The organism is Vibrio sp. R10-SG3-ISO10 (assembly GCF_059834185.1).
The window spans coordinates 149,363-175,930 of sequence record NZ_JCBDHG010000024.1 but is presented as its reverse complement, the minus strand read 5'-3'; the positions used below and the strand labels follow the sequence as shown (position 1 = coordinate 175,930).

The window sequence follows — 26,568 nt, the reverse complement described above, 5'->3', positions numbered from 1 at the left end:
TAGCCCGGCGATTTAGCCGGGCACTTTTTTAGCTAGAAAGCGAGCACACCTTGGGTCTCAACCTTGACCGACACTTGCTGGCCTATGGTCAAAGGCTCCGCTGAACTTGCTAACAATCGACTGCCACTCGCATCAATCACGTAACGGCAGTGATCACCCATAAACTGTTGTTCCAACACCGTCACCGTACTCTCTTCAGCCGCACTAATCTGTACATGCTGAGGTCGAAGTAGGAGTTCGCAGCTCTCACCAATTTGAATATGTTGCTGCGCAGTGGCTTCAACCAATCCCAGTTCAGTCTCAAATTCCGACTCTGAAGAACGTTTAGCCGTTAAGTAACTACCACCACCCAAAAAGTCTGCCACAAACTTGCTTGATGGTTGATAATAAAGCTCACTCGCGGTGCCATATTGCTCAATCACGCCATGATTCATCACAGCCATCTTGTCAGCAAAAGCAAACGCTTCTTCACGACTATGAGTAACAAATATCGCCGTCACCCCTTGTGCCTTAAAAATCTTGCGAATCTCAGCAATAAGCTCATGACGCACTTGAGTATCAATGTTTGAGAACGGCTCATCGAGTAATAGGAGGTCTGGTTTGTAAGCCAAAGAGCGTGCTATCGCGACACGTTGTTGTTGACCACCAGAGAGTTGGTGAGGATAGCGTTCGCCATAACCGTCCAAATGGACTAGCGCTAGCATCTCTTCAACTTTAGTATTTTGCTCACTAAGCGACAATTTACGTAGGCCAAAAGCAACATTCTCAGCCACAGTTAAGTGTGGAAAAAGCGCGTAATCTTGAAAAATCATGCCGATGTTGCGCTGCTCTGGAGGAAGCCAATTGGCTCCGTCATCAATAGTCATGCAATTCAGACTCATGGTGCCCGAGCTTAAAGGCAACAATCCAGCAATCGCTTTGAGCAAAGTTGTTTTACCGCAGCCACTAGCCCCTAATAGACAAACAATTTCACCTTGCTCAACTTCTAGCGATAGCGACTCAAGCACTGTCGTTTGCTCATCGTATTTACACGTTAAGTCTTTGATTGATAATGCACAGCTCATTAGTGGGAATGCTCCAGTGAACGGTTAACAATAACTAAAGGTACTAGGCCAACCAAGACCAATAGAACGGCGGGCATTGCCGCAAGCTCTAGATGCTCGTCAGAGGCAAAGTTATAAACATAGGTGGCTAGGGTCTCAAAGTTGAAAGGGCGTAGCAGTAGCGCCGCATTAAGCTCTTTCATTGACTCGATAAACACGAGCAGTCCCGCGATTAAAGCTCCTCTGCGTACCAGTGGTAAGTGAATTCGCCAAAGCATGATATTGGCGCTGCACCCCATGGTTCTTGATGCCATATCCAATGAAGGAGACACTTTACTTAAACTGCTTTCAATACTGCCAATAGCAACTGCTGAGAAACGCACCACCATGGCAAAGATCAGCGCGAACATAGAACCAGAGAAAATCAGTCCAGGTCGACCCCAGTCCATAAATTTAGCAATGTCATTAACCATGTGGTCCATGAATAGCACCGGAACCATCACGCCTATCGCAAGAACGGTTCCTGGCACCGCATATCCCATTGAGGATAAGCGCATAAATGCGAGGCTCTTACGCCCGGGATTAACGCGTTGGCAGAAGTTGACAATCAGTGCAACCACAACACCAATCACAGCTGCGGTAAGGGAAACATACAGGCTATTAAGCGCGTACTCACGAAACTCTGCCGTCCAACTTTGGCCGAAATATTTGTAAGCATAGATAATCAACTGACCAAGCGGGAAAATAAACGCAATACAGACAAGTCCCCAACACCAAGACAGTGCTAGCCACTTTCTCCAACCTGCCAACTCATAGCGAAAATCTTCGCGACTACTAAACTGATTCTGAAACAGCTTTTGCTTACGGCGACTATAACGTTCTGAGCTAAGCAATAGAATGACGACAACCAACATTATCGCTGAGATTTTCGCTGCTGCAGTTAAGCTTGAGTAACCAAGCCAGGTGTCATAAACCGCAGTCGTTAGGGTATTAACCGCGAAGTAGCTCACCGTACCAAAATCACCAATAGTTTCCATCGCCACCAGCGATAGCCCGACAGCAATAGATGGCCTGACTAAAGGTAAAGAAATACGGCGAAAGCTCTCCCATGGAGAACATTTCAGAAGTCGCGCCGATTGAAGCAATGAGACGTTTTGCTCCATAAAAGCCGCGCGGCATAGCAAATAAACATAAGGATAGAGAACTAATGAAAGAACGATAATCGCGCCACTTAGGGTCCGGATATCTGGAAACCAGTATTCACCAGGCCCCCACCCTGTCAAGTCACGCAACAAAATCTGTACAGGCCCCGCAAAGTCGAACCAATCAGTAAATATATAACCAACGATATAACCAGGCATCGCAAGAGGAAGAACTAGCGCCCATTGCAAAACGCGTTCACCAGGAATGCGGCACATCGCCATTATCCATGCGGAAGGGATACCAAAAAGAAGAGACAGCACCATGGTACCAACAACTAATACCACGGTATTAAATGCGTAAGTCGGCATCACCGTTGACATCAAATGAGTAAAGAGCTCATTGGTTTCACCAACAGCGGTCATGAATATCGCTAAGATCGGCAAAACCAGTAGCAAAGCAAGTGCTCCACTACTGGTTTTCCATAAATAATTTTTTTCTTTCATCGCCTACTTACAACCAGGATTCATGAAATATAAATGCGTTTGCAAATACCTCTCATATCCCTTTAATAGTTTAGGGTATTTATACCCTTATAAACAAACAACCTCAAGTAACCCTACAAAAAGAGCGACTTGAGGCTGTGCTTATTTAATGAGTCTATGACTCACCAAAAACTATTATAGGTCGAACTTAACTTCGTCTAGTAGTTTGATCGCTGCTTCATGGTGGCTAGCAACATCATCTAGAGAAATAGTATCTGGCTTGAAATCACCCCAAGACGCAACCAGTTCTGAACGCTTAACGCCATCTTTAACTGGGTATTCGAAGTTAACTTCAGCGTACATGCTTTGTGCTTTATCACCGGCAAGGAATTCCATAAGCTTTACTGCATTCTCTTTGTTTGGAGAGTGCTTAGCCATTGCCATACCAGAGATGTTTACGTGAGTACCTGTCGTCTTCTGGTTAGGGAAGTTGATGTAAACGGCGTCAGCCCAAGCTTTTTGCTCAGCATCGTTAACCATCTTGCCTAGGTAGTAGCTGTTACCAAGAGAAACGTCACATAGACCTTCTTTGATTGCTTTAACTTGAGCACGGTCGTTACCTTGTGGCTTACGTGCTAGGTTAGCTTTAACGCCTTCTAACCACTCTTTAGTTGCTGCTTCGCCTTCGTGAGCGATCATTGCAGATACTAGAGATACGTTGTAAGGGTGCTTACCGCTACGAGTACAGATTTTGCCTTTAAACTCTGGCTTAGCTAGATCAGCGTAAGTGAAGTCTTCACCTAGGCGACCTACACGATCACGTGAAGAGTAAACGCTACGAGTACGCGTGGTTAGAGCAAACCACTCGTTGTTCGAGTCTTGGTACTGCGCAGGAATGTTTTTCTCTAAAACTTCGCTCTCAACAGCTTGAACAAGGTTTTTCTTAGTCAGCTCAGATAGACGGCTAATGTCTACAGTTAGAATCACGTCTGCTGGGCTGTATTCACCTTCTTGTGCTAGCTTCTCTGCTAGACCTTTCTTAGCAAACTTAACGTTTACTTTAATACCTGTCTCTTTAGTGAACTCGTTGAACATTGGCTCAACTAGGAAAGGTTGACGGTAAGAGTATACGTTCACTTCTTCTGCAGCGATTGCCGCTGTAGGTGCGATTGTCGCGCAAGCTAATGCAGAAAGAGTCAGCAGTTTTTTCATTGGTTCAGTCCTTTAACTTCGTAATGATAACGTTTATCAGTTGCGTTATTATATTCATCATAGTTTAGAAAACAATGACACGAAACAAAAAAACCTGCTCTAGAGAGCAGGTTTTTGATACTTTTATTTGTAACTATATGTAACGTCACATCTAGTGTAATTACTTCACTGTTACGAATTCTGGATAAGCGCCGACACCACAATCGTGCATGTCCATACCTTCCATCTCTTCGTCTTCTGAAACTCGGATACCAATTGTCGCTTTAAGCACAGCCCATACCACTAGACTTGCACCAAATACCCAAGCAAAGATTACCGCGGCGCCTAGAAGCTGTGCACCAAATGTTGCATCACCATTGCTTAGCGGCACAACCATCAGACCGAAGAAACCACATACACCGTGCACTGAGATAGCACCTACAGGATCATCAATCTTAAGCTTATCAAGGCCGATGATGCTAAACACCACTAGCGCACCAGATACTGCACCAATTGCTACTGCGTAAAGTGGTGAAGGTGATAGAGGGTCCGCTGTGATAGCAACAAGACCTGCTAATGCACCGTTAAGAATCATAGTAAGGTCAGCCTTACCCCAAGTTGTTTTACAAACAAGTAGCGCTGCAATAGCACCCGCAGCAGCTGCTGCATTAGTGTTAAGGAAGATTTGACCTACTGCGGTTGCATTCTCAAAGTCAGAAACCATTAGCTGAGAACCACCGTTGAAGCCGAACCAACCGAACCATAGAATAAAGGTACCAAGCGTTGCTAGAGGCATGTTTGAACCTGGAATTGGGTAGATTTCACCGTTCTTACCGTACTTGCCTTTACGCGCACCTAGAAGTAGAACACCAGCTAGAGCGGCGGCTGCACCTGCCATATGAACGATGCCTGAGCCTGCGAAGTCACTAAAGCCCGCCTCTGATAGGAAACCACCACCCCAAGTCCAGTAACCTTCCATTGGGTAGATAAACGCTGTTAACACTGCCGAGAAGATAAGGAAAGACCATAACTTCATACGTTCAGCAACGGCACCTGACACAACTGACATGGCTGTTGCGACAAACACTACCTGGAAGAAGAAGTCTGACTCTAGCGAGTGATCTGCACCTTCGCCTTGAGTACCGATGAGTGCACCAAATGAAGGTAACCAACCGCCTTCACCATTATCAACATACATAATGTTGTAACCAACGATGAGGTACATAGTACAAGCTATCGCGTATAAACAGATGTTTTTAGTTAGAATTTCAGTTGTGTTCTTTGAGCGAACCAAACCAGCTTCCAACATGGCAAAACCTGCTGCCATCCACATTACCAACGCACCCGAAATGAGGAAGAAAAAGGTGTCTAGTGCGTAACGTAACTCTGTTACTGTAGTTGTTAATTCCATCTTATTGTCTCCAGTCCTTTGAATTCTTAAAGCGCTTCAGCGTCCATTTCACCGGTACGAATACGCACCGCTTGGCTGAGGTCATAAACGAAAATTTTTCCGTCTCCGATTTTTCCCGTGTGCGCTGCTTTTGACACCGCCTCAATCACTCGGTCGACGTTTTCTGCCTGAGTCGCTATTTCAAGTTTCACCTTAGGTAGAAAATCGACTTGGTATTCTGCACCGCGGTATAGCTCAGTGTGACCTTTCTGACGGCCAAAACCCTTAACCTCTGATACTGTCATCCCTTCAATACCAACATCGGCTAGGGCCTCACGAACATCGTCTAATTTGAACGGTTTAATAATCGCATTTATAAGTTTCATCGCATCCTCTCTGAAGCTGTCATCCTTTTGTTTATTAGTAATCCAAGGTGCGTGCCAACTTGTTAAGTTATTGATTTAAATAAAAACAAGCATTAAACATTACTCCATAAACAAAAAGGGCGCACCAATTCGGTGCGCCCTATTCACAAATTTAAAGCAAGCCTAAGATGACTCACCACAAAAGTGCATTACTTGGTCGTAAGGAAGGTCTTCCATTGTTCAATAAGATCTTCAAAGTCTTCCAGTCCGCAGCTTGCTGTACTTTCACTGTCATAAAAATCAAACTCACTCTCTGCGTCCATCTCTTGACCATGAGCAAGCACATTCTCTTGAACCGTGACTTCATCACCTTGAATCATCAGGAAAATTTCAGTGCCTTCTAAGCTATGCTCTTGTTGAGGATTAGATCGTGCCTTGCGAATTAGATCATCAACGCGCTCAATTTTCTGCCAATCCTTGCCAATTTCTTCCTGCAGCCAGCGTGCAACAATTTCGTGCCCCATACTGGACTTCACATAGTATTCGCCCATTAAAGTGTTTCTAATAAACTCGAATTCCATAGGGCGCCTCTTGTGGTTCTATCTAATTTAATGGGCGGGAGTATACAGGGTCAGTAATCGAGGGTCGAGAATTGGGATGCTGGAGAGCTGGAGAGCTGGAGAGCTGGAGAGCTGGAGAGCTGGAGAGCTGGAGAGCTGGAGAGCTGGAGAGCTGGAGAGCTGGAGAGCTGATTTATTATCTCTATTTAGGAGCAACTCCTGTCAACACCCACCTCCAGTAGGACGAAGTTCGTTCCAGTTTTCCAGCAGCGAAGCGTTCTAGATATCCTAGGGGCACTCCCACAAAAAAAGCGCCCACCTTTCGGTGGGCGCTTAGTCAGCTATTCAGTGTTCCAAAGCTAATTATGCAGGCTCTTGGAAAATAACCTCATCCGCCTTCTTGGTGTAATCTTCCATCTTATGGAAGTTCAAGTAGCGGTAGGTATCTGCTGCTGTTGCATCGATCTGCTTAGCGTACTCTAAGTACTCTTCCTTAGTTGGAATCTTACCTAGAATTGCACCTACAGCCGCTAGCTCTGCAGAAGATAGGTATACGTTCGCACCTGTACCTAAACGGTTAGGGAAGTTACGTGTAGAAGTAGACATTACTGTCGCTTTATCTGCCACACGCGCTTGGTTACCCATACATAGCGAACAGCCCGGAGTTTCGATACGAACACCCGCACGGCCGTAAATGCCGTAGTAGCCTTCTTCAGTTAGCTGATCACGGTCCATCTTGGTTGGTGGCGCAACCCATAGTCGAGTATCTAACTGACCACCAAATTGCTCTAGCAGTTTACCTGCTGCACGGAAGTGACCAATGTTAGTCATACATGAACCGATAAACACTTCGTCGATGTTTGTGCCCTGAACTTCAGATAGAAGACGAGCATCATCTGGGTCATTTGGTGCACATAGAATCGGTTGATCGATGTCAGCCAAGTCAATTTCAATCACGTGTGCGTACTCTGCGTCCGCGTCCGCTTCCATCAGCTCAGGGTTCGCTAGCCACTCTTCCATCGCTGTGATACGACGCTCAATAGTACGGCGGTCGCCGTAACCTTCCGAGATCATCCACTTAAGCATGGTGATGTTCGAGTTTAGGTACTCTTCGATAGACTCTTGAGACAGTTTCACGGTACAGCCCGCTGCTGAACGCTCTGCTGATGCATCTGAAAGCTCAAACGCCTGCTCAACAGTTAGATGCTCAACACCTTCAATTTCAAGTACGCGACCCGAGAATTCATTGATCTTACCCGCTTTCTCAACCGTCAATAGACCTTGCTGAATTGCGTAGTAAGGAATCGCATGAACTAAATCACGTAGCGTGATACCCGGCTGCATTTCACCTTTAAAGCGAACTAGGATTGATTCCGGCATATCAAGTGGCATAACACCAGTTGCTGCTGCAAATGCAACGAGACCAGAACCTGCTGGGAATGAAATACCTAATGGGAAACGAGTATGCGAGTCACCACCTGTACCTACTGTATCAGGAAGAAGCATACGGTTTAGCCATGAGTGGATAACGCCATCACCAGGACGAAGAGAGACACCACCACGATTCATGATGAAATCAGGTAGCGTGTGGTGGGTGTTTACATCTACTGGTTTTGGATACGCAGATGTATGACAGAAAGACTGCATCACTAGATCAGCTGAGAAGCCAAGACACGCTAGGTCTTTTAGCTCATCACGCGTCATAGGGCCAGTTGTATCCTGAGAGCCTACAGTGGTCATCTTAGGTTCGCAGTATTGACCAGCGCGAACACCTTCAACGCCACATGCTTTACCAACCATCTTCTGAGCCAGTGTGTAACCCTTGTCTGATGCAGAAGGATCAATTGGCTTAGCAAACAGATCGGTTTCTTCTAGGCCAAGAGAAGTACGAGCACGACTTGTTAAGCCACGACCAATGATCAATGGAATACGGCCACCAGCGCGCACTTCATCAAGTAGTACCTTGCTCAATTCAAAGTTCGAGATCTCTGCGCCGCCTTTACGTACTACACCTTCATATGGGTAGATATCAATCACGTCACCCATGTTCATGTCTTGAACGTTTAGCTCGATTGGTAGTGCACCTGAGTCTTCCATCGTGTTGTAGAAGATTGGCGCAATCTTGCCACCTAAACAGATACCACCAGTACGTTTGTTTGGTACAAATGGGATATCTTCACCCATGAACCAAAGCACTGAGTTAGTCGCTGACTTACGTGAAGAACCGGTACCAACAACATCACCCACATAAGCTAGTGGGATACCATCTTTTTGTAGCTCTTCGATTTGTTTGATAGGACCAACGCTTCCTGGCTCGTCAGGGTTGATACCATCACGTTCCATTTTCAGCATCGCTTTGGCGTGAACTGGAATATCAGGGCGAGACCAAGCATCTGGTGCTGGAGATAAGTCATCGGTGTTCGTCTCACCAGTAACTTTAAATACTTTAACTGTGATTTTCTCAGCAACTTTCTCTTTCGAGGTAAACCACTCAGCATCAGCCCATGACTGAAGAACTTGCTGTGCGTATGTGTTACCTGCTTTTGCTTTCTCTTCTACATCGTAGAAAGCATCAAACATCAGTAGCGTGTGTGAAAGTGCTTTAACGGCAATTGACGCGAGTGCGTCATCGTCTAGCAAATCAACCAATGGAGCGATGTTGTAACCGCCCTGCATGGTACCAAGCAGTTCTGCTGCTTTTTCACGGCTGACTAGCGGCGAGTCCACTTCACCTTTCGTCACAGCCGTTAGGAAACCTGCTTTAACGTAAGCAGCTTCATCAACACCTGGTGGAATACGATTCTCTAGTAGGTCAAGAATAAATGCTTCTTCACCTTGAGGTGGGGTTTTAAGAAGTTCAACTAGGCCGGCAACTTGCTCAGCATCTAGTGGTTTAGGAACAACTCCTTCAGCAGCACGCTCTTCGACGTGTTTACGGTAGGCTTCAAGCACGACTTTTTCCTCTCATTGCGGTTCCTCCCTCTTATGCTATTTATTCAAAGAATAAGGGAGTGAACATCCTTGGAAACTTGGCTCTCCTTGCCATATTTATCATTCAATGCTGACTGAGAAACAGTGCCAGAGAGGCCAAACTGTGGGCGTTAGAATAGCAAATTTAACGTTAAATTAAAATCTCATCATTTTGACCAACATAGCAACTTAAGACTAAAGTTCTATGATTTTTCATGTCAATTCAGCCCATATCCTACTCTTTGAGAATAGGATATGGTGATATTGAATGAGAAAGTGGTTACTTAAATGTAGTGCCAATAATTAGGTAAACAGAATCAAAATTCTGTTCAGTGCGACCGTAACCAAACATTATTGGCCCAATCGGAGAGTCAACGCCAGCAAACACAGAGCCTGCAGCGTATAAAGGCGCATCATCAATATCTAGTTCGGGATCATTCCAGACACCGCCATACTCCATTGAAGCACCGATATAGAATGGTGAAGTGAACAAGCCAAAGTCATTATCAAACCAACGATAGCGATAGACAAGGCTGCCAAATAGTTTGTTCTGTCCAATCAAGCTGTTACGTGGAATTCCCGACAAATTTAGGAAACCACCAATTTCTTTAGGATCAATTGGGATAGATGAGTTTTTGTTGTTTACGAACCCTACATCAATATTTGCGACCAAAGTATGGCGAGAAAAAGTCTGCGCCGCGATCATCTTAGCGCCAAACTCGTAAGCCGTATCTTCATCTTCCGTTGCTTCAGTGAGTGGGCTTCCACCTGTACTTTCGTCATGGGAGATCAAATAATCTAGGTTTAGATAAAAGCCTTTACGCGGCAGGCTGTAATTATCGAGAGTGTCGATTCGGTAGTTAGTAAACACTCCTAAACGTTTGTAAGACAAGTCTAGATAAGAAGGGAGTGTAGACAGTTCACCTTCGCCATCTACATACCTCGCACCAATTTTAAAGCGTCGCCATAAGGTATCTTGATAGCCTAAAGCCCATTCAGCGACCCATTCACTGAAAGAGAGTGGGAAGTAGTTTTTCGTCGCAGATAAGGTGGTATCCTCAAATCCAGTGGCCGGCAGATTACGCTTCTCATCGCTATAAGTCACACCAAAGGTAGTAAAGGACTTTTGGCTCGAGAAAAAAGGCGTATAAAACAGAGCTTCAAAGCGTTTATCCGTACCTATCTCAAAATCTGTTCTTAGCTCTGCACCATAATCATTGAGATCGGTAAAGTTGCTCGATACACCTAGTGAGTACTGGCTGTCAGTCGAAAAATCATCTTCGAGGAAAAAGCGGAAATTAACGTAATTTGGCCCCCAGGACTTTTCATTCACATCGACAATCAGCGTGTCTTGTCCATCCACTTCATCATAGCGGTATTTGATCAATTCAAATCGATCTAACGCATATAAATCCTGAACACTCTTCTCAACTTGAGACAAACTATACTTGTTACCTTCTTCAAGATTCAGTCGCTTTGCAAGTAACTCATCTGCATAGTGCGAGTTGTTATTTATCACCACGTTTTGAATCGTGATTTCATCGCCGTAACGTAGGCCACGACGAACATCTTCTTTATGATCCACATAATCTTGATAGTCTGCTGATGAAAGGCTGAATTGCTTTAGCAAATCTTTGCTTTGCATTGTCACTTGGTAGCCTTTGTCAAAAGCATCTGGCATTTTGTGAAATTCAGTCGTTTCCATCCCCCCTACTTCTGGGCGTAAGTAGAGATCTTGCTCAGTGAGAAGTTCAGCCTGTTGGTTGGTCGTATTTCGCACAAGATAGTTAGATAACTGATCGGCGACGGTGAACAGGGTGGTGAAGTCCTCTTCACTTTTGTACTCAGTACTTATATCGACAGCTATCACGATATCAGCACCGAGGTCTCGGGCAATATCCACTGGCATGTTGTTGGTTACCCCACCATCAACCAGGAGACGACCGTTGAGATTGTATGGTGGCAAAGCCCCAGGTACCGACATGCTCGCCATCATTGCATCGACTAAGTAGCCATGGTCGATAACCACAGGTTCTAGCTCTAGAATATCCGTAGCGACAGAGCGGTAAGGAATGGCGAGATCATCGAAAGACTCAAAAGGGGGCAGGTTACCTGCGGTTTCACGCAAAAGCTTAAGCATTCCCTGACCTTGAACTAGGCCGCGTTTTCCGCGAATTTCTCCCCAGCGAAGTCCCAAGTCGGTGGTAAGTTGATATCTGTCTTCGTATTCTTTGTCTTGAACTTTACGCTGGCTGCGATCAACTCGATCGCGGTAACCGCTATTCCAATCAACGGTGTAGATAAAAGACTCTATTTCATCGGCACTCATACCCGTGGCGTATAAGCCCCCCACATAAGAGCCCATACTTGTACCAGTAATGATGTCGACCGGAACTCTTAGCTCTTCTAGTGCTTTTAACACGCCAATATGCGCGGCACCTTTTGCACCACCACCTGCGAGTACAAGTGCGACTTTAGGTCTTGTTTCTTGCTGCGCTTCAGGCTGAGCCACGGCACTAAAGGCCACACTTCCAATAACACATGCTAGGAAGCCAATGAGTGTTCTCACGATTCGAGTTCCTTTCTAGAGCTTTATGTTGTGTTTATACTGGCAGACTCGATCGTCGTAAAGTATTAATATTCCACACAATGATTGCTACCAACTAAATAGTTCTTTGATCCACTGTTTCGGTTGACTCTCGCACTGTTCTTTCAGGCTTCCGCCAACATCCCAAACAGGCAGTTTAAACTGATTGGAACAATCAAGATCTAAACTACCCTGCGCAGTTTTTGCAAAACCTAATGTACTGAGACCTTGTGGCCAAGGCAGGGTTAATTTCTCTGGGATTCGGTGTTTTAGGTACTCAGCATAGACCCTCAGTGCACCACTAGAGCCTGTCAGCTTAGTCGGTTTGTTGTCATCTCGACCTAACCATATGGTTGTCACCTCACGCCCATCAACACCGACAAACCAGCTATCACGAGTATCGTTACTGGTGCCCGTTTTACCTGCCAATGCCGCCCAGCCAAATTGGCTATTAAGGTAGCGACCAGTCCCTTCAAGTACCCCACGCTTCATCGCATAAGTGGTTAGCCATGCCGCCTGTTGGTCAACGGTCTGTGACACTCTTGGTAGTGACTGATACAAGACATTGCCGTCTAAGTCGATCACTGAGCGTAGCGCGGACAACCTTGCTTGCTTACCCGAATTGGTCAGAGTTTGGTACATCTGTGCCACTTGGAAGGGGGTCAATGTGAATGAGCCAAGGAACATCGACGGTACAGGGCGAATCTCATTTTTATCGACGCCAAGTTTTTCTAGGGTTTTCACCACACTTGGAATGCCTAGTCGCATGCCCAGTTCAACGGTCGGTACGTTCAGTGATTTCGCTAAAGCAATATACAAAGGCACATCACCTCGAAATTTACGATCATAGTTACGTGGCGACCAAACGTTGCCTTTGCTGCCCTTTAGACTTATTGGTTTATCGTGCAAGGTGGTGGCGAGGTTGTATTTATTCGGCTGCTCAAGCGCTGTTAAATAAACCGCTGGCTTAGCCAGTGAACCGATTTGGCGGCTCGCATTCAGCGCGCGGTTAAAACCGTCATAGCCAGTGCGTTTACCGCCAACCATAGCGCGAATTTCTCCGCTATGACGATCAACGGCAACAGCGGCACCCTCTAAAGACTTACCCGCGACGCTAGCAAGTTGCGGGATTTTCTTGGCAATCGCCTGCTCTAGTTCATGCTGAGAGACAGGGTCTAGTGAGGTAAATACTTTCAAACCGACGTCGGACTGGAAAGCTTCACCTACTTTATCCCTCAGCTCAATTTTCAACTGTTGGAAATACGCAGGCTGACGACTGGCTATCTGTGGATTATCTTGAATGTCCAACGGTCGACTGGCAGCCATATCATATTCACGCGCAGTGAGAATATCGTGTTGCATCATCAAACGAAGCACTAAATCGCGACGTTTTTTCGCCCGCTCAGGGAAGCGAACAGGGTTGTAATAGGAAGGTCCTTTCACCATGCCAACTAGCAAAGCCAACTGATCGATGCGTAGCTCTTGAATAGGTTGACCGAAATAAAGCCGAGCCGCTAAGCCAAAACCATGAATCGCTTGTCCGCGGCTTTGTCCTAGATACACTTCATTAAGATACGCCTCTAAGATTCGATCTTTGCTGTACCGATGGTCGAGAATTAACGCAATATACGCTTCGCGGATTTTTCGCCATAAGGTGCGATCACTCGATAGGAAGATATTCTTCGCCAATTGCTGTGTAAGGGTACTTCCCCCTTGAACTGTTCTCCCAGCCTTAACATTCGCGACCAGAGCCCGAGCTATCGCTAATGGTGACACGCCATCATGCTGATAGAAATCACGGTCCTCAGTAGTCAGCAAGGCATCGATCATCACCTCGGGAAATTGCTCACGCTTAACAAACAGCCTTTGCTCATCGTGGTTTTTCTCTAACATTCCTAACATCTTAGGCTCAATGCGCAAGTAACCTAGATCGCCTTTCTTCTCTAACGATTGAATTCGCTCAAGATTGTTTTTCGAAAAGTGGAGCATCACGTGGCGATCTGGCTCAGGGCCGTCGCTAAACTCAAATGGACGGCGTATAAGCTCAATCTTAGTTGACGACGAGGAATACTCACCGGGATAACGAGGTTGGCGCACCTTACGATAGTTAAGCACATCCAGCTCATTGCGTACTTCTTGGATGGTAATTGAGTCGCCTGGAGCTAAGTTAAGAATACGTGCGTAGACCACTGTCGGTAGGTCGAAAAGCTGTCCTTCAAAGCGCTGTTTCACCAAAGTATCAAGATAGATGCCGACCACTAGCAACACAGCGATACCGGCTAAAGCAAGCTTCCAACTCAAGCTCCAAATAGCCTTTAACCAAGAACGTTTCTGTTTCTTGTTTGGGCTCCGTTTAGGGGATTTGGTCGCGCGTTTGCGCACAGGCTTATTGGTTGTCTTTTTAGTGCCTGCCGACGTTGATTTCTTGGTCATGAGTTTAGCTGTCTTTTGGTTTTCGTTGTCGCCACATGGTTAGCTGGATCATCCGGCCAAACGTGCTTAGGGTAGCGCCCTTTCATCTCTTTCTGCACTTCTTTGTATGCGCCACTCCAAAAACTCGCCAGATCTCGAGTCACTTGGAGTGGTCTTTGCGCAGGAGAAAGTAGCTCTAACACCAAACGCTTCCTACCTTGAGCAATTTCAGGTGAAGCCTGTTCACCAAACACTTCCTGCATCCGGACCGACAAGACTGGCTCCTGGCCTTGCTGATAGCGAATTTTCTTCTTGCTTCCCGTTGGCACTTGGTAATGTGTTGGCAGCCACTTGTCTATCTCTTGATTTAACGGCCAGCCTAAATAAGCCAATAACGCCGCGCTCAAATCCACCTTTGCCAACGCTTTTACCGAACCGATACCGTTTAGGTATGGCTCTAACCAATCAGACAAATGGTGCAATAGCCCCGTCTCATCTAACTGGGGCCACTCTTGTTCCGGTAACCACTCCTGCCCACAGCGCATACGTTCTAGAAGCTCGATACTTTGCGGTGTCCAATTTAATACTGAAAGCCCTTTACGTTGAACGAAATTAAGTAAAGCTTGCGTCATTTTTTCACGTGGAGGTTCCGGAAGCACTTTTCTCTCAATGATTAAGCGGCCAAGTTTTGTCTGACATTCAGCAATCAGACGACCTTTTTGTTCATCCCAATCAACCAACTCTATCGATGTAAACAGCTCTGGAGAACGCTGCTGCAACGCCGCGAGATCAAGTTCCAAGGCAGAAAATATTTGTGAGGATTCCGATTGACCGCGCATCAAGTCAATCACGACAATATAATCGCAAGCAGCGAGTCTTTGGCTGTCTTCTATCTGCGCCCCATGTCCATTGGCGAGTAAGAAACGTCCTAACTGATTGCTACGAGCCTGAGCAATTCGATCAGGGAAAGCCAGCGCCAGCAAACAGGCAACTGATGACTCGTCGATGCTAGTTAGTAAGAAATCGCTACCGATGCGCTTGGCAATGGTTCGCGCGCGTTCAATCACCAGTTTTTGCTTGCTGTGTTTACCCAGCTTTAAACGGTGCACGCTGTGCATAAAGTCCAATGTGTTGCGTTCAGGCTCCTCCAAAAGGGCGATAATTGCCGCAGCGGTCTCGCTTGAGTCTTTCGCTTTGGCAAGCATAGCGCAAGCTCTTGGCTCTAAGCCCAGCTTCGCGGCCAGTTTACCGGCCTCTGTTAGCTGCCCTTTGCTGTCCAGTAGCCCAAGCTGCACAAGCAAGGCTCTGGCTTGGTGTATCGCACTTTCAGGCGGTATATCTAGCCAACTTAAATCAGCAGGCGTTTGTGCTCCCCACTGAGCAAGCTCCAATACCAGATTCGACAAATCTGAATGCAGTATTTCCGGTGAAGGCACATAAGGCTGTTGATTGAGCTGCCCTTCAGAATACAACCGTACACAAATACCAGGCTCTAAACGCCCTGCACGGCCCGATCTTTGCTCAGCAGATGATTGAGCAATCCGAGTTTGCTCTAAACGAGTGACACCACTTTTCAGATCAAACTTCGCAACGCGCTCATAACCAGAGTCAACAACTAGCCTAATACCTTCAATGGTTAGCGAGGTTTCCGCAATATTGGTGGCCAATACAACTTTTCTCTCGCCATTTTTAGCCGGTTGGATTGCGGCTTGCTGCTGAGCAAAGTCTAGCTGCCCATAGAGAGGACAAATCTGAACACCACTCGCTAGGTGCTGCAATCGCTCTTCAACACGTTTGATTGCCGCCACTCCCGGTAGAAAAGCCAATAAAGAACCGGATTCGTTTTCTATCAGCGAGGTAATCTGCTTCGCCATCTGCTCTTCTAAGCGTTCATTTGGCTTAGCTGGGACATATCTGTGCTCAACTGGAAAGCTTCTACCTTGAGATTCAACGTATTCAGCGTCAGGTAACAAACGAGATAGAGCGAGTTGATCTAATGTCGCTGACATCACCACTAATTTAAGATCATCGCGCAATGCTTCTTGGATCTCCAAACAAAACGCGAGCGCGGTATCAGCATGAATACTGCGTTCGTGAAACTCATCAAAGATCACCAGATCGATGCCTGCCAATTCCGGATCGGATTGAATCATTCGAGTCAGAATACCTTCGGTCACCACTTCCAACTGGGTATGTTGACTGGTTTTGTTTTCTCCACGAACGCGATAACCCACTCGCTGTCCAACCTTTTCTCCAAGCTGCTCGGCAAGGTAACGGGCAATGTTACGCGCGGCGAGTCGCCTCGGCTCCAGCATAATAATCTTGCCTTTAACCACATTGTGCTTAATCAATTGCAGTGGAAAATGGGTTGATTTACCCGCACCAGGGGCTGCTTTTAGAATGAGCTGTGAGCTGTTGCGCACACCAGAGATGAGCTCTGGCATCACGCCCTGAATAGGCAATTGTGACAAAGGAGAAACCTTGTGGTGTAATGTTGGCAACTATTGTACATAAAAACAGTGCTAAATGAAGTTTGAACCATCATTAGAATCGGCCACACTAATCAAACGCTATAAGCGCTTTCTCGCCGACATTACTTTACCGGATGGCAGTGAGCGCACCATCCACTGCGCCAATACAGGTGCAATGACCGGCTGCGCAACGCCAGGAAATAAAGTTTGGTACTCAACGTCGGGTAACCCTAAGCGTAAGTACCCGAATAGCTGGGAATTATCGGAGACCAGTCAAGGTCATCGCATCTGTATTAATACCGCGCGAGCGAACCAATTAGCTGTGGAAGCGATAGAAGCTGGCGTGATTAGTGAACTGCTAGGTTATGACCAACTTCAAACTGAAGTGAAATATGGCAATGAAAATAGCCGGATTGATATCTTGCTCAAATCAGAAAATCAACCAAAATGCTATATAGAGGTTAAAAGCGTCACCTTATTGGATGAGGATTTACAAGGCCAAGGGTATTTCCCAGATGCAGTCACTACTCGTGGACAAAAGCACCTGAGAGAGCTCACAGAAATGGTGCATTCTGGAAGCAGAGCAGTACTTTTATTCACTGTTTTACATTCAGGGATTGAAAAAGTCGCTCCAGCACTCCATATAGACGCCAAATATTCACAATTACTGAAATACGCTCAAGAACAAGGGGTGGAAGTACTGTGCTACAAGGCAGAGCTTTCAAGCGATGAGATTAAACTGGTCAAGTCACTCGAATTTAGCCATTAACGGCCAAAAATGATGTGACCTTCACATTGACAGTAAGTTTAACCTCAAGTATTTGCCTCCAAAGATTCTTTTTGCTATAGATACCCGCCTTAAAAATAACTGCGAGCGCAGTTGACTAGGTGTTAGTAGGAGATGCTGCATGCCAGACTCAAAGAAAAAAGCGCTAGGCATCCTAGCCATTGCAGGGGTTGAGCCATACCAAGAAAAAGCAGGTGAAGAATACATGTCACCTGAGCAGTTGGCTCATTTTACAAAAATTCTATCAGCTTGGCGCAACCAGCTCAGGGAAGAAGTTGACCGCACTGTACACCATATGCAGGACGAGGCAGCAAATTTCCCAGATCCAGTTGACCGTGCTTCTCAAGAAGAAGAGTTCAGCTTAGAGCTACGCAACCGTGACCGTGAACGCCGTCTGATTAAAAAGATCGAAAAGACGCTCAACAAGATCGAAGAAGACGACTTTGGCTTCTGTGAATCTTGTGGTATCGAGATCGGTATTCGTCGCCTAGAAGCTCGTCCAACCGCAGACCTTTGTATCGACTGTAAGACTCTTGCAGAAATCAAAGAGAAGCAAATGCAGGGTTAACCACTCTTGCAATGACTATTGAAGGGAGCTTTGGCTCCCTTTTTGGTTTGTATCACGGCATAAAAATAGTATGAGTTATATTGGTCGCTTCGCTCCATCCCCATCCGGTCCACTGCATTTTGGCTCCTTGATCGCCGCTTTAGGCAGTTATTTCCAAGCGAAAGCAAATCACGGTCAATGGTTGGTTAGAATTGAAGACTTAGATCCACCACGCGAAATGCCCGGTGCTGCTTCTTTGATCTTAGAAACCTTAGAAGCATACCGTCTGTTTTGGGATGGTGAAGTGGTATACCAGAGTCAACGACACGACTTATATCAAGCACAAATTGAACGTTGGTTAGCAACAGGACAAGCGTATTACTGCCAGTGCACACGTAAGCAAATCAAAGCGCTTGGTGGCTTCTACTCCGGCACATGCCGCGACCTTGGCTTAACCAATCAAGAGCAGTGTGCAATTCGATTACGTATGACCAAACCGGTTTACGAGTTTAATGATAAACGTCATGGTATTTTGCGCATCCCAAACGCACTGGCAGATGAAGATTTTATTATAAAGCGCCGCGACGGGTTATTTGCCTATAACCTTGCAGTAGTATTGGATGACATTGAACAGGGAATTACTGAAGTGGTCCGCGGGGCAGATTTGATTGAACCCACAGGCAGACAAATCAGTCTTTATCAAATGCTAAACAAAGCCCCGGTAGACTATTTACACCTTCCGTTAGCACTTGATAAAAATGGTCAGAAGTTATCCAAACAAAACCACGCGAAAGCGATTGATAACGAAAACCCAAAACCTGCATTGCTTGATGCCATGATGTTCTTAGGGTTTGATATTATGGAAGAAATTAGCCATTCGAGCATAGATGAAATCATTGAGTGGGGTGTACAGAATTGGCACCTAACTCAATTGCCTTCATCAACTGAGGTCACACCATTATTCTCAAACCGCTCGCTGTAAGCTATTATTAGCCGCAAATTCGCCCCTAGCGGGCCTAAGAAACTAAACTCAAGCAAGATTGGATTAACCAATTATTGCCAAATGCACATGAATAAAAACGACTATACACCAAGCGAATCTCGAGCAATTACTGAACTCGATTTAAATATTATTACTCGTCAAGAGCATAACATCTCGCGCAAAAAAATCAGTGATAATGCATTGAAGGTGCTATACCGTCTTCATGGTGCAGGCTTCGACGCATATCTTGTAGGTGGTGGGGTTCGAGACTTATTGCTCGGTCAAGCACCGAAAGACTTTGATATTGCAACCAACGCCACTCCAGAGCAGATCAGGCAGCTATTTAAGAACTGCCGTTTGATTGGTCGTCGATTCCGCCTAGCCCACATTATGTTTGGCCGCGACATCATTGAAGTGGCAACATTCCGTGGTCACCATCAAGAACCAAGCAAGAATGTCTCTCAGCAATCAAAAGAAGGCATGCTGTTACGTGATAATGTTTACGGCACCATTGATGAAGACGCTGAACGTCGTGATTTTACCGTCAACGCTATGTACTACAGCATCGGTGACTACTCCATTCACGACTACGCCGGTGGCATTGAAGATTTAGAAGACAAGCTAATTCGCTTACTCGGTGACCCTGAAACGCGCTATCGCGAAGACCCAGTGCGTATGCTGCGTGCAATTCGCTTTGCAGTAAAACTCGACTTCGATATTGAAGAAGACACCGCTGAGCCTATTGAAGAGCTTTCAACCTTACTTCAAGACATTCCACCAGCACGTCTTTATGAGGAATCATTAAAGATGCTGCAATCAGGTCATGGTCTAGAAACTTACCACCTGATGCGTGAGTACAACTTGTTCCAACAGTTGTTCCCAACAATTGCAGAGTTCTTTACTGAAGATTACTCATCACAAACCGAGCAGATGCTTGATCTGGTATTAGATTCTACCGATCAGCGCATCGAAGAAGGTAAACGCATTAACCCTGCATTTATGTTCGCTGCTATGCTGTGGTACCCACTGCAAGAGAAAGCTAACCAGTTAATGGAGAAGCGTAAGCTCTCTTTCTATGACGCGATCATGGAAGCGAGCAACTACGTACTTGATGATCAGGTACGCACCATCGCCATTCCACGCCGCCACACGGCGACGATTCGCGAAATCTGGCAATTACAGCTTCGTATGCCCCGTCGCAACGGTAAACGCGCTTTCCGCCTAATGGAACTCAACAAATTCCGCGCAGGCTTTGACTTCCTTGAGATGCGTGGTGAGATTGAACAAGGCGATACAGAGCTATTAGCCAAATGGTGGGAAACCTTCCAAAATGCAGGTCGCAATATGCGTCAGGCAATGGTTGCCGACTTAGATTCTTCAGCTGAAGGCCTACCAAAGCAGCGTCGCCGCAAGAACTACCGTAAGAAAAAGCCTAAGGCATCGTCATGATCACGGTCTTTATCGCAGTAGGCAGCAATCTTAGCGATCCTGTCTCTCAAGCCAATGCGGCTATTGATGCATTAAAACAACTTCCTAAGTCAGACTTCGTGCGTAGCTCATCATTGTACAGCAGTACACCGATGGGCCCTCAAGACCAACCTGACTACATCAATGCCGTGGTTGAAGTAAAAACAGAATTAACGCCACTTGAACTGCTTGATAGCACTCAAGCTATTGAACAAGAGCAAGGGCGTGTCCGTAAAGAAGAGCGTTGGGGTCCAAGAACCTTAGATCTCGATATTCTGCTTTATGGCAATGAGGTGATGGATTCCGAGCGCCTAGTCGTTCCTCACTACGGAATGAAAGAGCGAGAGTTCGTACTCTACCCGCTCGCAGAAATCGCACCAAATTTAACCCTCCCATGTGGGACCAGACTGGAAGACTTACTGAAAGTCGTTGAGCAAAACGGTCTGCGTATTTGGCAATCATAGCCAACTCCTGTAAGGAAAAATCATGAAAAAAATTTCTATCAACGACCTAATGAAATGGAAGCAAGAAGGTCGTAAATTTGCAACTTCTACCGCTTACGATGCGAGCTTCGCTCAGCTATTCGAAAGCCAAGAGATGCCAGTACTGCTAGTAGGCGACTCACTAGGTATGGTTCTTCAAGGCGAAACTTCAACGTTACCTGTGACGGTTGAAGAACTTGCTTACCATACTCGCTGTGTTCGTGCCGGCAGCCCTAACTGTTTATTGATGGCTGATATGCCATTTATGAGCTATGCCACACCAGAGCAAGCATGTGAAAATGCCGCGACTCTGATGCGTGCTGGTGCAAACATGGTAAAAATTGAAGGTGGCGACTGGCTAGTCGACACTGTGAAAATGCTTACGGAGCGCGCTGTACCTGTGTGTGCCCATCTAGGACTGACTCCACAATCAGTGAATATCTTTGGTGGTTTCAAAGTACAAGGCCGCGAGCAAGATAAAGCCGAACGCATGGTTCGTGATGCACTTGCTCTGCAAGAAGCAGGCGCACAAATCATTTTGCTTGAATGTGTTCCAAAAGAACTCGCCGCACGCATCACCGAAGTATGTGATGTGCCAGTGATTGGTATTGGTGCCGGAAATGTCACTGACGGCCAGATCCTAGTTATGCACGATATGTTCGGTATTGCAGCGAACTACATGCCAAAATTCTCGAAAAACTTCCTTGCTGAAACTGGCGACATGCGTAAAGCTGTAGCTAAATACAAGGAAGACGTCGAAAGCGGAGCTTTCCCTGGCGACGCACATACCATCGCGTAAGGATTATAGTCATGCAAACTTTTGCTGAAATTGCCGCTCTTAGAGAGCAGATTAAGCAGTACAAGCGAGATGGACGCAAGGTGGCTTTTGTTCCAACCATGGGCAACCTGCACGAAGGTCACTTAACCTTAGTTCGTAAAGCACGTGAGCACGCCGACATTGTTGTGGTGAGCATCTTTGTTAACCCAATGCAGTTTGACCGTGCGGACGATCTCAATAACTACCCTCGCACCTTGGAAGATGATCTTGCCAAACTAGGCGGTGAAGGTGTTGAAGTTGTCTTTACTCCGACGCCTGAAATCATCTATCCAAACGGGGTAGAGAATCAAACCTCTGTGGAGGTTCCGGGTCTATCTAACATCCTTGAAGGTGCCTCTCGCCCAGGTCACTTCCGTGGCGTTGCCACCGTAGTGAGCAAGCTTTTCAATATTGTTCAGCCTGATGTCGCTTGCTTTGGTGAGAAAGACTTCCAACAGCTAGCCGTAATTCGCAAAATGACCGAAGACTTGGCTATGGATATCGAAATCATCGGCGTGCCGACAGTGCGTGAAATGGATGGCTTAGCAATGAGCTCACGTAACGGCCTTCTGACCATTGATGAGCGTCAACGAGCTCCAGTCTTGGCTCGTACTATGCGTTGGATTAGCAGCGCTATGCGAGGCGGACGCGATGACTACGCATCTGTGATTGAAGATGCGAATGATCAGCTACGCGCAGCAGGCCTGCAGCCTGATGAGATCTTTATTCGCGATGCCCGCACCCTGCAAGCGATCACTGCCGATACCACTCAAGCGGTCATTTTAATGTCTGCTTTCTTAGGTAAAGCTCGCCTGATCGATAACCAAGTTGTCGAAATGGCGGTTGAATCAAAAGAAGAAGAAACTGCTGAAGCGCCATCAGAAAGCGCAGAATAGCGAGAAGCGAGAAGCGAGAAGCGAGAAGCGAGAAGCGAGAAGCGAGAAGCGAGAAGCGAGAAGCGAGAAGCGAGAAGCGAGAAGCGAGAAAAGTTTGAAGGGTTGATATGAAAGTATCAACCCTTTTTGTTTTTATGGTCATCCTCAAGAGTAAGGAACGAACGAGTTGGGGATCTCATCAAGCTACCGACTCGCTGTAAGAGATTCCCTACTCCTTCCTTCGTCAGTCTAGGGAATGACAATTAATCCCGAAGGGCGAAGCCCGTTCTCGATTCTCGCGGGCGCAGCCCGATCTCTAGGACGCAGTCCGCTACTAACTACGCAACCCTATTCCGCGAGTCACTAGGTAATGGGCTACCGCATACAAAGCAACGACAAACACACCCAGTACACTAAACGAAGTCACAATACCGACATCAGACACCCCTAAGAAACCGTAGCGGAAGGCGTTAACCATGTAGACGATCGGGTTGATCTTAGATACACCTTGCCAGAACTCAGGCAACAAGCTAATTGAGTAAAACACGCCACCCAAGTATGTCAGAGGTGTCAAAACAAAGGTCGGGATGATCGAAATATCATCGAAGGTCTTAGCATACACAGCATTGATCAAGCCACCGAGTGAGAACACAACCGAGGTCATAAATACCGTCGCAATAATAATGCCCCAGTGATCGACCTGAAGATCAACAAAGAAAAGTGAAACAAAGGTGACGATGGTACCAACAAGCAAACCGCGCACTACACCACCCATAACAAAGCCAAGAATGATCACATAGTTTGGTACAGGTGCAACAAGCAACTCTTCAATGTTCTTCTGGAACTTGGCACTGAAGAATGACGACGCGACGTTAGAATATGAGTTGGTGATCACCGACATCATAATCAAGCCCGGAACGATATACTCCATATAGCTAAAGCCGTTCATCTCACCGATACGTGAGCCGATCAGGCTACCGAAGATAATGAAGTAGAGTGTCATCGTAATCGCAGGTGGAACTAAGGTCTGAACCCAAATACGAGTAAAACGATTGACCTCTTTTGTCAGCAGGCTACAGAAGGCTGTCCAATATAGCTGATACATCTTACTGCCCTCCTTCTCTAACAATACTGACAAACAGTTCTTCTAAACGGTTTGCTTTGTTACGCATAGACAATACTTGAACACCTTGCTCAGTCAGTTGGGTAAAGATCGCATTCAAACCTTGTGTCTTTTCAATCTCAATCTCCAAAGACCCGTTGATAAATGTCTGGCTGTTGACCCCAGACAACTGTGGTTCTGAGCTACCTTCAGCTAAGTCGAGAATAAAGGTCTCAACATGGAGTTTGCCGAGTAGATCCTTCATCGTGGTATTTTCAATCAGCTCACCCTTGTTGATGATACCGATGTTACGACACAGCATTTCCGCTTCTTCTAGGTAATGGGTGGTTAAGATGATAGTGATACCTTGCTGTGAGTTGATCTCTTTCAAGAACTCCCACATTGAGCGACGTAATTCGATATCAACCCCAGCAGTCGGCTCATCGAGAATAAGCAGCTGTGGTTCATGCATGAGCGCGCGAGCAATCATCAAACGGCGCTTCATACCACCAGAAAGGTTTCTTGCACGTTCGCTACGTTTCTCCCAAAGATCAAGCTTAGTGAGATACTTTTGAGCTCTTTCTTTAGCGAGTTGTTTAGGAACGCCGTAGTAACCCGCTTGTTGCAGAACAATCTGTTCGACGGTTTCAAATTGGTTAAAGTTAAATTCTTGCGGCACTAAGCCAAGATTTTGCTTAGCTAGCTCTAAATCTTTGTCGATGTCATAGCCAAACACCTTAACCTGGCCTGAAGTCTTGTTCACTAGCGAAGAGATCACACCTATAGTGGTGGACTTACCGGCTCCGTTTGGCCCAAGCAAGGCGTAAAAATCCCCTTTGGCGACATTTAAACTAATGCCTTTAAGCGCTTCAAACCCACCAGCATAAGTTTTACGCAGCTGCTCAATTTCTAATGCATACATATTATTTACGGTTGCCATTGCTACATCTTATTTGTAAATCAGTTTATCGTTGAATAACGATGATTACAATTAAACCTTTCGAATATTTTAGAAATGAACTTTATCGAAATAAAAAACGCCACTAGAGTTTCCTCTAGTGGCGTCAAAGTTTTAATATAAATCGTTGCTTATACAGCTTCTAACTGATGCTCATCGGTATCAACGTGCTTGACTGCAGCTCTAAGCGCTTCGTAACGGAACTTGAAGGTATTGTCCTGAGGAACTAAGTCTATTACGTGGAATTTCTCTAACTGCTGGCGAGTTTTTTCATTCGGGCACAGCAGATAAACCTGGCAATTGGCATCCAGTGCATCTTTAATCGCATTCTCAAGTGCCAAGCCAACCGTCACGTCAATCATAGGCACATCAGTCAGGTCTAAGATCATCACTTCATAATCTGAAATGCTGGAATGTTGACGAGATATCGCTTTTGAAACACTGAAGATCATTGGCCCAGAAAGATAGAAGAACAACACCTTGCCATTCGCCATATCCAATAATCCACGTTCGCTATCAGTCAACGGCACATCATCTTCATCCGCGTCACTGATGGCTTTAACCTGACGAGCTTGTTCGCGACTTAAGCGTTCAATGATGATGATATTTGAGATAAATACACCAAGGCCAACCGCTACAATCAAATCAACGAATACCGTCAGCAGCATTACGCCGTACATCACCGCCATGCCCGCAAAGCTTACCTTGTGAGCACGTTGGATAAAACTCCAGTCTAGGATATTAAAGCCTACATACACCGCAATACCGGCTAGTACAGCCATTGGGATAGGTTCTGTTAGCCCACCGGCAACCAGTACCACCAAAGCGAGCATTAAGGCGCGAACCACGCCAGATAGAGGAGAGCGAGCACCGACTTGAATATTGGTGACTGTTCCCATGGTCGCACCTGCGCCCGGTAAAGCGCCAAATAGACCAGAGATGATATTTGCTAGCCCCTGCCCGCGCAGCTCTTTGTCGGAGTCGTGCTCTTTACGTGTCAAAGAGTCACCAATTACCGCAGTCAACAAGGTATCAATACAGCCTAGTGTGCCAAGCACCAAGGCATCAATGACCATCTCGGTAAACATCGCGGCATCGATATGCGGGATCACCAGTGATGGCAGACCTGCTGGAATTTCACCTATGCGACGAATAGACTCTGTATCGAAGATGATGACCGACAGTAAGGTAACCGCGACCAAAGCGACCAACTGTGCAGGTACATAGCGGCGATACTTTTTGGGGAAGAAAAATAGAATACCAAGCGTTAACAAGCCTAAAAACAGCTCGCTAAACTTCATGTTAGCGACAATCTCGGGGATCGCTGACAGGGTTCCCATAACGCCACCAGCAGGGGCCGCTTGCCCAAGTAGTGGTGATATTTGCAGTATAATTAAAATAACGCCAATTCCTGACATAAAGCCAGATATCACGCTATATGGCATCAAAGTTACGTACTTTCCTAACTTTAGTGTCCCTAATAAAACCTGAAATGCGCCGGCCATCATGACGACAGTAAAGGTCATCGCCATCCCTGTTTCAGGGTATTTAGCCATCATGCTAGTCAACACCGCGGTCATGATAACCGTCATTGGACCGGTAGGCTCAGAGATTAATGTGTTTGACCCACCAAACAGAGCAGCGAACAGACCGACCATGATCGCGCCCCACAAACCCGCTTCAGCTCCTGCACCGGAAGCCACGCCAAAGGCTAGCGCCAAAGGCAACGAGATAATAGCCGTGGTGACACCACCAAATAAATCTCCTTTGAGATTCATATCTTCAAAACGACTAACAAACAAAACGTTACTCCATGTCTAACACGTCATAGCCCAAAAGGTTTCGGCTGCTCGACAGAGAGCAACAGACATTTGATTTGGACCTAGTCACAACATACTGGTTTTAGGTTATTCTGGTTATTAAGAGAAGTTAAAAAA

20 protein-coding genes are annotated in these 26,568 nt (G+C 46.2%); 7 read left to right on the top strand and 13 right to left on the bottom strand.

From position 1 onward, the window contains the following. Positions 1-32: 32 nt before the first annotated feature. The 10 genes from AC6R16_RS20485 to hrpB form a co-directional block, all read right to left on the bottom strand. Positions 33-1,064, bottom strand: a complete 1,032-nt coding sequence (locus AC6R16_RS20485) for an ABC transporter ATP-binding protein (RefSeq protein ID WP_500675564.1) — start codon at positions 1,062-1,064, stop codon at positions 33-35. Further along, entirely contained in the window at positions 1,064-2,689 is a 1,626-nt protein-coding gene (locus AC6R16_RS20480) for an ABC transporter permease (protein ID WP_425666363.1), read from the bottom strand. Before AC6R16_RS20480 ends, AC6R16_RS20485 begins: the two co-directional genes overlap by 1 nt. A gap of 174 nt (positions 2,690-2,863) precedes the next feature. Then, positions 2,864-3,880 (bottom strand): Fe(3+) ABC transporter substrate-binding protein, encoded by a 1,017-nt coding sequence (locus AC6R16_RS20475; RefSeq protein WP_500639248.1) that lies wholly within the window; start codon positions 3,878-3,880, stop codon positions 2,864-2,866. 160 nt (positions 3,881-4,040) lie between these two features. After that, positions 4,041-5,270, bottom strand: coding sequence for an ammonium transporter (locus AC6R16_RS20470; protein WP_004742634.1), 1,230 nt, complete (start codon positions 5,268-5,270; stop codon positions 4,041-4,043). A 26-nt stretch (positions 5,271-5,296) separates the two neighbouring features. Then, the gene (gene glnK / locus AC6R16_RS20465; protein ID WP_004742633.1) at positions 5,297-5,635 is read right to left on the bottom strand and encodes a P-II family nitrogen regulator; all 339 of its coding nucleotides are present in this window, start codon (positions 5,633-5,635) and stop codon (positions 5,297-5,299) included. Positions 5,636-5,823: 188 nt separating this feature from the next. Next, positions 5,824-6,195 (bottom strand): YacL family protein, encoded by a 372-nt coding sequence (locus tag AC6R16_RS20460; protein WP_500639246.1) that lies wholly within the window; start codon positions 6,193-6,195, stop codon positions 5,824-5,826. Positions 6,196-6,537: 342 nt separating this feature from the next. Further along, positions 6,538-9,126 carry a bifunctional aconitate hydratase 2/2-methylisocitrate dehydratase gene (gene acnB, locus AC6R16_RS20455; protein ID WP_500675563.1) on the bottom strand — a complete coding sequence of 863 codons (2,589 nt, stop codon included), beginning with the start codon at positions 9,124-9,126 and terminating at the stop codon, positions 6,538-6,540. Positions 9,127-9,424: 298 nt separating this feature from the next. Continuing rightward, positions 9,425-11,713, bottom strand: a complete 2,289-nt coding sequence (locus AC6R16_RS20450) for a patatin-like phospholipase family protein (RefSeq protein WP_500675562.1) — start codon at positions 11,711-11,713, stop codon at positions 9,425-9,427. An 87-nt stretch (positions 11,714-11,800) separates the two neighbouring features. Continuing rightward, positions 11,801-14,164: a penicillin-binding protein 1B gene (gene mrcB / locus AC6R16_RS20445; RefSeq protein WP_500675561.1), complete on the bottom strand. Its 2,364-nt coding sequence runs from the start codon at positions 14,162-14,164 to the stop codon at positions 11,801-11,803. Beyond that, complete coding sequence (gene hrpB, locus AC6R16_RS20440) at positions 14,161-16,614, bottom strand: ATP-dependent helicase HrpB (protein WP_500675560.1); 2,454 nt, start codon at positions 16,612-16,614, stop codon at positions 14,161-14,163. The genes mrcB and hrpB overlap by 4 nt, the downstream gene beginning before the upstream one ends. Positions 16,615-16,669: 55 nt before the next feature. On the opposite strand from hrpB, the gene sfsA reads away from it, so the two are divergent. The 7 genes from sfsA (at position 16,670) to panC (ending at position 22,592) form a co-directional block, all read left to right on the top strand. Further along, complete coding sequence (gene sfsA / locus AC6R16_RS20435; RefSeq protein ID WP_500675559.1) at positions 16,670-17,383, top strand: DNA/RNA nuclease SfsA; 714 nt, start codon at positions 16,670-16,672, stop codon at positions 17,381-17,383. A gap of 139 nt (positions 17,384-17,522) precedes the next feature. Beyond that, positions 17,523-17,969, top strand: coding sequence for an RNA polymerase-binding protein DksA (gene dksA, locus AC6R16_RS20430; protein WP_171324669.1), 447 nt, complete (start codon positions 17,523-17,525; stop codon positions 17,967-17,969). A 70-nt stretch (positions 17,970-18,039) separates the two neighbouring features. After that, on the top strand, positions 18,040-18,930 hold the full coding sequence (gene gluQRS / locus AC6R16_RS20425) for a tRNA glutamyl-Q(34) synthetase GluQRS (protein WP_500675558.1): 891 nt from the start codon (positions 18,040-18,042) through the stop codon (positions 18,928-18,930). 81 nt (positions 18,931-19,011) lie between these two features. Continuing rightward, the gene (pcnB, locus tag AC6R16_RS20420) at positions 19,012-20,379 is read left to right on the top strand and encodes a polynucleotide adenylyltransferase PcnB (RefSeq protein WP_500675557.1); all 1,368 of its coding nucleotides are present in this window, start codon (positions 19,012-19,014) and stop codon (positions 20,377-20,379) included. Further along, positions 20,376-20,861, top strand: a complete 486-nt coding sequence (folK, locus tag AC6R16_RS20415; RefSeq protein ID WP_500675556.1) for a 2-amino-4-hydroxy-6-hydroxymethyldihydropteridine diphosphokinase — start codon at positions 20,376-20,378, stop codon at positions 20,859-20,861. The genes pcnB and folK overlap by 4 nt, the downstream gene beginning before the upstream one ends. 22 nt (positions 20,862-20,883) lie before the next feature. Beyond that, positions 20,884-21,678, top strand: coding sequence for a 3-methyl-2-oxobutanoate hydroxymethyltransferase (gene panB, locus AC6R16_RS20410; RefSeq protein WP_500675555.1), 795 nt, complete (start codon positions 20,884-20,886; stop codon positions 21,676-21,678). Between the two features lie 11 nt (positions 21,679-21,689). Beyond that, entirely contained in the window at positions 21,690-22,592 is a 903-nt protein-coding gene (panC, locus tag AC6R16_RS20405) for a pantoate--beta-alanine ligase (protein ID WP_500675554.1), read from the top strand. Positions 22,593-22,905: 313 nt separating this feature from the next. On the opposite strand, the gene AC6R16_RS20400 is transcribed toward panC, so the two are convergent. From AC6R16_RS20400 to AC6R16_RS20390, 3 genes are all read right to left on the bottom strand, one after another. After that, entirely contained in the window at positions 22,906-23,676 is a 771-nt protein-coding gene (locus tag AC6R16_RS20400) for an ABC transporter permease (protein WP_004742619.1), read from the bottom strand. Between the two features lies 1 nt (position 23,677). Next, positions 23,678-24,595, bottom strand: coding sequence for an ABC transporter ATP-binding protein (locus tag AC6R16_RS20395; protein ID WP_500675606.1), 918 nt, complete (start codon positions 24,593-24,595; stop codon positions 23,678-23,680). A 167-nt stretch (positions 24,596-24,762) separates the two neighbouring features. Next, a complete protein-coding gene (locus tag AC6R16_RS20390) occupies positions 24,763-26,433 on the bottom strand; it encodes a SulP family inorganic anion transporter (RefSeq protein WP_500675553.1) in 1,671 nt (556 codons plus the stop codon). Positions 26,434-26,568: the final 135 nt, after the last annotated feature.

Coding starts and splice junctions, on each gene's coding strand:
- AC6R16_RS20485 (WP_500675564.1), bottom strand. CDS start 1,064: ATGAGCTGTGCATTATCAATCAAAGACTTAACGTGTAAATACGATGAG.
- AC6R16_RS20480 (WP_425666363.1), bottom strand. CDS start 2,689: ATGAAAGAAAAAAATTATTTATGGAAAACCAGTAGTGGAGCACTTGCT.
- AC6R16_RS20475 (WP_500639248.1), bottom strand. CDS start 3,880: ATGAAAAAACTGCTGACTCTTTCTGCATTAGCTTGCGCGACAATCGCA.
- AC6R16_RS20470 (WP_004742634.1), bottom strand. CDS start 5,270: ATGGAATTAACAACTACAGTAACAGAGTTACGTTACGCACTAGACACC.
- glnK (WP_004742633.1), bottom strand. CDS start 5,635: ATGAAACTTATAAATGCGATTATTAAACCGTTCAAATTAGACGATGTT.
- AC6R16_RS20460 (WP_500639246.1), bottom strand. CDS start 6,195: ATGGAATTCGAGTTTATTAGAAACACTTTAATGGGCGAATACTATGTG.
- mrcB (WP_500675561.1), bottom strand. CDS start 14,164: ATGACCAAGAAATCAACGTCGGCAGGCACTAAAAAGACAACCAATAAG.
- sfsA (WP_500675559.1), top strand. CDS start 16,670: ATGAAGTTTGAACCATCATTAGAATCGGCCACACTAATCAAACGCTAT.
- dksA (WP_171324669.1), top strand. CDS start 17,523: ATGCCAGACTCAAAGAAAAAAGCGCTAGGCATCCTAGCCATTGCAGGG.
- gluQRS (WP_500675558.1), top strand. CDS start 18,040: ATGAGTTATATTGGTCGCTTCGCTCCATCCCCATCCGGTCCACTGCAT.
- pcnB (WP_500675557.1), top strand. CDS start 19,012: ATGCACATGAATAAAAACGACTATACACCAAGCGAATCTCGAGCAATT.
- folK (WP_500675556.1), top strand. CDS start 20,376: ATGATCACGGTCTTTATCGCAGTAGGCAGCAATCTTAGCGATCCTGTC.
- panB (WP_500675555.1), top strand. CDS start 20,884: ATGAAAAAAATTTCTATCAACGACCTAATGAAATGGAAGCAAGAAGGT.
- panC (WP_500675554.1), top strand. CDS start 21,690: ATGCAAACTTTTGCTGAAATTGCCGCTCTTAGAGAGCAGATTAAGCAG.
- AC6R16_RS20400 (WP_004742619.1), bottom strand. CDS start 23,676: ATGTATCAGCTATATTGGACAGCCTTCTGTAGCCTGCTGACAAAAGAG.
- AC6R16_RS20395 (WP_500675606.1), bottom strand. CDS start 24,595: ATGTATGCATTAGAAATTGAGCAGCTGCGTAAAACTTATGCTGGTGGG.